The 5,340-nt window shown below is 46.9% G+C and carries 5 protein-coding genes; 4 read left to right on the top strand and 1 reads right to left on the bottom strand.

Annotation, left to right across the window (positions count from 1 at the left end):
* From VIM87_RS03265 to VIM87_RS03250, 4 genes are all read left to right on the top strand, one after another.
* On the top strand, window positions 1–727 hold a 727-nt coding region (locus tag VIM87_RS03265; RefSeq protein WP_331995581.1), incomplete at its 5' end, for a hypothetical protein.
* Window positions 728–913: 186 nt separating this feature from the next.
* Complete coding sequence (gene purQ, locus VIM87_RS03260; protein ID WP_331995580.1) at window positions 914–1,606, top strand: phosphoribosylformylglycinamidine synthase subunit PurQ; 693 nt, start codon at window positions 914–916, stop codon at window positions 1,604–1,606.
* Between the two features lie 40 nt (window positions 1,607–1,646).
* Window positions 1,647–2,102 carry a protein-disulfide reductase DsbD domain-containing protein gene (locus tag VIM87_RS03255; protein WP_331995579.1) on the top strand — a complete coding sequence of 152 codons (456 nt, stop codon included), beginning with the start codon at window positions 1,647–1,649 and terminating at the stop codon, window positions 2,100–2,102.
* Between the two features lie 148 nt (window positions 2,103–2,250).
* Window positions 2,251–4,263: a protein-disulfide reductase DsbD family protein gene (locus VIM87_RS03250; RefSeq protein ID WP_331995578.1), complete on the top strand. Its 2,013-nt coding sequence runs from the start codon at window positions 2,251–2,253 to the stop codon at window positions 4,261–4,263.
* Between the two features lie 139 nt (window positions 4,264–4,402).
* On the opposite strand, the gene VIM87_RS03245 is transcribed toward VIM87_RS03250, so the two are convergent.
* A partial coding sequence (locus tag VIM87_RS03245) for a histidine--tRNA ligase (protein WP_331995577.1) occupies window positions 4,403–5,340 on the bottom strand: 938 nt, incomplete at its 5' end.

The following is a 5,340-nucleotide window of genomic DNA, read 5'->3' as shown; positions in this document are numbered from 1 at the left end:
CCGCCTGTTTCCAAAGTCCACCTACCTGCCGGCAATGAGCTACCTGCTCTTTACCTCTTTATGGCAGGGCTGGAATGTATTTTCACCGGCCTTGCTGGTGAACTGTATTATGCTGTGGGTATTTTCCAGCACAACGGAGCTGTATACACGTACTTCCGCAAGGGATGTGGTATTTAATATAGGTTTTGCGCTCGGTATTGCCGGCTTGTTCTACTTTCCGGCCATTGTATTTTGCGTGCTGCTGCTTATCAGCCTGCTCATTATGCGGCCTTTCCGGCTGGCAGAGTGGATCATTGCCCTGCTGGGCCTCATATGCCCGCTGTACCTGCTGGGCACTTACCTGTTCATCACCAACCAGGGGGCTTTGCTGAAAAGGATCCCCCGTATAGGTTTTAGCCTGCCAATTCTTAGTGATTATAAAGCATGGGGCGCTGTAATAGTCAGCCTGTTCTTCTTTATACTGGGGTGGATGCTGTTACAGCGGCCGCTCAAGAAAATGCTTATTCAAACACGTAAAACCTGGGCCGTGCAGATCGTTTTTGTGATGGTGGCTATCCTGGTGCCTTTGTTTAATGTGCATTTTTCACCGGACTATTGGGTGCTGGCTATATTACCTATTTCTATGTTCGTGGCCAATGTATACTGGACCATTACCAATGAAACGGTGGCCAATATCATTCACTTTATTACGCTGGGCTACGTGGTTGTAATGCAATATTTTAGTTAATGTGCTAATGTGCTGATCTGCTAATGTGCTGGTTAGAATATAAGATAATGTATACAAGTCTACTTGTCAGCACATTAGCATATTAGCATATCAGCACATTACCACATTAGTATAGACGGCTATGGAAATGTGCGGACGGCTCCCTAATTTTGCAATTTACCTGTATTATTGACTAAAGATTTTCACATGAAATTTGGTGTTGTCACCTTCCCTGGTTCTAATTGTGACCATGATATGATAGATGCCCTGCGTTATGACCTGGGGCAGGAAGTTATAGAATTATGGCATAAGGATAAAGACATTAGCACTTTTACTACACAGGACTGTATTATACTTCCGGGCGGCTTTTCCTATGGCGACTATCTGCGTTGCGGCGCCATAGCCAGGTTCAGCCCTATGATGCAGAGCGTAATTGACTTTGCCAACAAAGGCGGCCGTGTAATAGGCGTATGTAACGGTTTCCAGATCCTCTGTGAAGCCGGTTTGCTGCCGGGTGTGCTGCTGCGTAACCAGAACCAGCAGTTCGTATGTAAGAATATCTTCCTGAAAAGCGAAAATACCGCCACCTCCCTCACTAAAGATGTAACCGGTCGTCCGTTGATGATACCGGTGGCCCATGGCGAAGGCCGCTATTATGCAGATGATGCCACGCTGGACAGCCTGTTCAAATACAACCAGGTGCTGTTCCGCTACTGCGATGAGTTTGGCAATATTGTGGACGCTGCCAACCCGAACGGCGCCATCCGCAACATAGCCGGCATCTGTAATAAGGAAAGGAATGTTTTTGGCATGATGCCACATCCGGAGCGTGCTACCAGCGCCGCTTTGAACAATAGAGACGGTCAGCTTATATTCCAGAGCCTGATCGCAAATAATTAAGACACCAGAACCAACCAACCATTTAAAAAGAAAATTGATTATGAAGAAACTGTTCACTGCACTGCTTTTGTTTGCCTTGCCCATATTGGCAAGTGCGCAGATCGAGAATCCGGTAAAATGGAGCTTTGCATCTAAAAAGATCAATGACAAGACCTATGAGCTGCACATGACAGCCACCATAGAGCCGGGATGGCACCTGTATGCGCAGGAAGCCGGTGAAGGACCGGTGCCTACCTCCTTTAAGTTCAGCAAGAACCCGCTGGTAGCTGCTACCGGCCGCATAAAGGAAGATGGTAAGCTGCACAAAGCATTTGATAAGAACTTTGATTCTGAATTAAAATATTACGAGAACCAGGTAAACTTTGTACAAACCGTTACCGTTAAAGGGAAAGCGGCTACCAAAGTAAAAGGCTCTGTGGAGTTCATGGTATGTGATGATCACCAATGCCTGCCGCCCAAAGAGATTGAATTTGCAATAGGCATAGGAGGGAAGTGAGGCAGTATTTGACTCATCATTTGTAACTGGCAGTTTGCAGCCGGCAATCAGCCGTGAATGAAATAAGATGCAACACTTTTCCATTCACTGCCCATTGCAGCCCTGCGGACTGCCATTTTTTTTATTTAAAGTTCCCTGATAAACCACCATGAAGCACTTATTCGTATTTCTGCTATATATGCTGGGCGCCACTGCAGTAGCCCATGCACAAGACTCCACGGCTCCCGTGGTAAAATGGCAATATTCCGCTGAGAAAAAAAATGACGGCGAATATGTGCTGCACCTGAAAGGTACTATTGATAAAGGCTGGCAGCTGTTTTCCACCACCATGAGCGATGATGAGCCCAACACCCGCGTGGTGCTGGATACTACCGCTGCAGCTACTGCCACCTTAACGAATGTAACAGAAGCCGGTAAATTGAATAGCCGCAAAGAGCCGCTGCTGGATAATGCCAACATTAAATTTTTTGAGAACGAAGTAGAGCTGCTGGCCACCGTAAAGCTGAAACCCGGCGCCAATAAAGTAGCCGGCAGTGTGAACTTCATGGCCATTAAGGGCGAAGAAGTAGTTGGCCCGGAAGAAACAGCTTTTAAATTCAACCTGGATGCAGCCGGTAACTTAACCAGCGTGGCAGCCGGCTTACAGGAATCCAGCGATGCTGCGCAAACGCTGAAACGCAATAACATTGTACTGGACAGCCCTGCCAATACCTGTGGTGGTATTGGGCATGAGGGAAAGAAAAGCCTGTGGGGTATTTTCATACTGGGTATGCTGGGTGGTTTCATTGCCTTGCTAACACCCTGTGTGTTTCCCATGATCCCGCTCACCGTTTCTTTCTTTACCAAAAAAACAAAGGAAAAAAGTAAAGGGATCATGAATGCCTCATTGTACGGCTTTTTCATTTTCCTGATCTATGTATTATTAAGCCTGCCCTTTCACTTTTTAACTTCGCTGAACCCGGAAATACTCAATAATATTTCTACCAACATCTGGCTGAACCTGGCCTTCTTTGTGATCTTCATTGTATTTGCCATTTCGTTCTTCGGCTACTTTGAGATCACCCTGCCCAGTGGCTTAGCCAGTAAGGTAGATGCCAAGACCAGCGTAGGCGGGATCATTGGTATTTTCTTTATGGCGCTTACCCTGGCGCTGGTATCTTTTTCCTGCACGGGCCCTATATTAGGCTCCTTGCTGGCAGGCTCCCTTTCAACAGACGGCGGCGCTATGCAGCTCACCATGGGCATGGCCGGTTTTGGTTTTGCACTGGCATTACCTTTTGCCATTTTTGCCATGTTCCCGGGCTGGTTAAATTCATTACCCAAATCCGGCGGCTGGTTAACAACCGTGAAAGTGGTGCTGGGCTTTCTGGAAGTGGCTATGGCCATTAAGTTCCTTTCCAATGCAGACCTGGTAAAGCACTGGGGCCTGTTAAAGCGTGAAGTGTTCTTCGGCATCTGGATCATTATTGGTGTTTGTATTGTGTTATACCTGCTGGGTAAGATCCGTTTCCCGCATGACGCGCCGCTGAAAAAGCTGAGCCCAACCCGTTTGGTGTTCGCGCTTATTTTTGCAGCATTCACCCTGTACCTGTTACCGGGTGTTACCAACACGCCTTATGCAAACCGTGCTTTGATCAGTGGTTTTCCGCCGCCCTTAACCTACAGTGTGTATGGGGAAGATGCTGCCAAAGGAAAAGGTGTGGAAGCTAATGTGGTGAATGATTATGAGAAAGCCTTAGCGCTGGCCAAAGCGCAGCATAAACCGCTGCTGCTTGATTTCACCGGCTGGGCTTGCGTGAACTGCCGTAAGATGGAAGAAAATGTATGGCCGAAGGATGAAGTGAAAACAATTATCAAAGACGATTACATACTGGTATCCCTATACGTAGATGACCGTAAGCTGCTGCCGGAAGATGCGCAGTTCCTGTTCACTACGGGCACAGGCCATAAGAAAGAGATAAAAACGATAGGGGATAAGTTTGCTACTATGCAAACAGAAAATTTCAGCAATAACTCGCAACCGTTCTATGTGTTAATTAGCCCCGATGAAAAATTGCTTACACGCCCGGTGGGTTATACGCCGGATGTAAAAGCATATGCCAGCTGGCTGAAATGTGGGCTGGAGGCGTTTAAGAGCAGTAATGTTGCGGTGAATAAATAATTAATAATTAAGAATGAATAATTAACAATAAAGAGGGCGATACTTCAATTGAAGTACCGCCCTCTTTTATTTTGCGGGTGCAAAAGATACATTTCACCGGTGTACCGGCCTTACGATTATTAATTCTTAATTATTAATTCTAAAAAGCAAACCCCAATAGTTCGCCCTCCGCAATCTTCTGCTGCTCCCCGGTTTGCAGGTTTTTAATGCTCAGCATATTTTCCTGCAGCTCACTTTCCCCAATGATCACTACATAAGGAATACCGCGTTTATCAGCATACTTCATTTGCTTATCCATCTTTGTCTGCTCATGAAATACTTCGGCCGCAATCCCTTTATCGCGCAGCTGCATTACATGATTGAACGCCACCGGTAAGGCCTGCTCGCCTAAATTCAGGAATAATACTTTGGTGCTTTGCTGAGCGGTAGACGGGAACAGCTGCAGCTCTTCCAGCACATCGTAAATACGGTCTACCCCAAAGGAAATACCTACGCCCGACAAACCTGGCAGGCCAAACAATCCGGTAAGGTCGTCATAACGGCCGCCGCCGCCAATGCTGCCCATTTTCACTGCTGCCGGCGCTTTGGCTTCTACGATCATGCCGGTATAATAATTCAGCCCGCGTGCAAGGGTTACATCCACGATCGGGGCCGATTGAAAACGGCCTAAGCCACTGTTCAGCACAAACGATAATTCTTCAATGCCTTTTTGCGCGATGCTTGAGCCCTGCAACAAGGTTTGCAATTGCTGCAGTTTTTCAGTGTTGTTGCCCTCAATGCGCAGAAAGTTGTTGATTATGTCTACATCTTGTTGGCTCAGTCCGCGATTTAGTAATTCCTCATTAACACCAGCCTCCCCGATCTTATCTAATTTATCAATGGCAATGGTAATATCCATCAGCAGCTCGGGTTTCCCGATCTTTTCAGCCAGGCCGCTTAAGATCTTGCGGTTATTTACCCGCACTTCGTAGCCCTGCATCCCCAGTTTAGAAAATACCCGGTCGTAGATCATCAGTAATTCCACTTCATTCAGGAGGGAGTTACTGCCCACCACATCAGCATCGCACTGGTAAAACT

Origin of the sequence: Chitinophaga sp., from assembly GCF_036569125.1 — a bacterium.
In the GTDB taxonomy this organism is placed as follows: Bacteria; Bacteroidota; Bacteroidia; order Chitinophagales; family Chitinophagaceae; genus Chitinophaga.
Note: the sequence above shows the minus strand (reverse complement) of the source record. Positions and strands in the feature narration are given on the sequence as shown.